Below are 1,634 nucleotides of genomic sequence, written 5' to 3' on the forward strand. Positions count from 1 at the left end.
CGCGGCCGGCGGGTGGCCCGTCGCACCACGACGTCACCGTGGTAATTCCGGTGCGGGACAACCTTTCCGGCGTGCGGCGCTTGGTGAGCTCGCTGCGCGGCCTGCGGGTCATCGTCGTGGACGACGGTTCCTTCCCGCCGATCGAGCCCGACGACTTCGTCGGCGCGCACTGCGACGTCGAAGTGCTGCGGCACACACGCTCCAGGGGACCGGCCGCCGCCCGTAACACCGGGCTGGCCGCCTGCAGCACCGACTACGTCGCGTTTCTGGATTCCGACGTCGCACCGCGGCGCGGCTGGCTGGAGGCGCTGCTCGGGCACTTCTGCGATCCCACCGTCGCCCTGACCGCGCCGCGCATCGTCGGGTTGTCGCAGAGCGAAAATGTGGTGGCCCGCTACGAGGCGGTGCATTCGTCGCTCGACCTCGGCGAGCGCGAAGCGCCGGTGCTGCCCCACAGCCAGGTGTCCTACGTGCCCAGCGCGGCGATCATCTGTCGGTGCTCCGCCCTGCGCAGTGTCGGCGGGTTCGACGAGACCCTGCAATCCGGTGAGGACGTCGACCTGTGTTGGCGGCTCATCGAGGCCGGCGCCCGGCTGCGCTACGAACCCATCGCGGTGGTCGCCCACGACCACCGCACCGAACTGCGGGATTGGCTCGCGCGCAAGGCGTTCTATGGCGGATCGGCCGCCCCGCTGTCGGTTCGCCATCCGGACAAGACGGCCCCGGTGGTGATCTCCGGCTGGGCGCTGATGACCTGGATCCTGGTGGCGTTCGGGACCAGCCTGTCCCAGCTGGCATCCGTCGTCGTCGCCGTCCTGACCGGTCGCCGGATCGCCAGGGCGATGCGTGGCGCCGAGACGTCGATCGCGGACGTGGCGGTGATCGCGACCCGCGGCCTGTGGTCGGCGGCGCTGCAGCTGGCGTCGGCCCTGTGCCGGCACTATTGGCCGGTCGCGCTGCTTGCCGCCACGGTGTCGCGACATTTCCGACGCGTCGTGCTGGTCGCGGCGATCATGGACGGCGTGGTTGACTGGCTGCGACGCCGCGACGCCATCGGCGACGATGCCGAACCGATCGGCCTGCTGACCTATCTGTTGCTCAAGCGGGTCGACGACCTGGCGTACGGCCTCGGGTTGTGGTGGGGCGTGGTGCGGGAGCGCAACCTGCGGGCGCTGAAACCCCAGATTCGCAGCTAGCCGCGACCTTGACCCGCCCTTGAGTAAGGCCGCCTCGCACAGCGACGTGCTGATCGTCGGTGCCGGTAGTGCTGGATCGGTTGTCGCCGAACGCCTTTCTGCCGAGCCGGGTTGCGCGGTGACCGTCCTCGAGGCGGGCCCGGCCCTCGATGATCCGGGATTGCTCGCTCAAACCGCGAACGGATTGCAGCTGCCGATCGGGGTCGGCAGCCCGCTGGTGCGCCGCTATCAGACCAGCCTGACCGATCGGCCCGTGCGCGCGCACGCGCTCGTGCGCGGGGCGACGGTCGGCGGTTCCGGCGCGATCAATGGCGGCTACTTCTGCCGCGGGTTGCCGGGCGACTTCGACCGGTTATCGCTGCCCGGCTGGGCCTGGTCCGACGTCCTCGAGAGCTTCCGCGCCATCGAGACCGACCTGGACTTCAGTGGGCCGGCCCA

Annotated in this window: 2 protein-coding genes; both read left to right on the forward strand. The window is 70.4% G+C overall.

Features of this window, described 5'->3' with window-relative positions; translation table 11 throughout:
- Window positions 1–1,196, forward strand: a 1,196-nt coding sequence (gene mftF / locus A5711_RS01810; protein WP_067943493.1) for a mycofactocin biosynthesis glycosyltransferase MftF, incomplete at its 5' end; no start/stop codon positions are given.
- 19 nt (window positions 1,197–1,215) lie between these two features.
- A partial coding sequence (locus A5711_RS01815) for a GMC family oxidoreductase N-terminal domain-containing protein (protein WP_156744724.1) occupies window positions 1,216–1,634 on the forward strand: 419 nt, incomplete at its 3' end.

The sequence above is a fragment of the Mycobacterium sp. E2238 genome (assembly GCF_001672665.1).
Lineage (GTDB): Bacteria > Actinomycetota > Actinomycetes > Mycobacteriales > Mycobacteriaceae > Mycobacterium.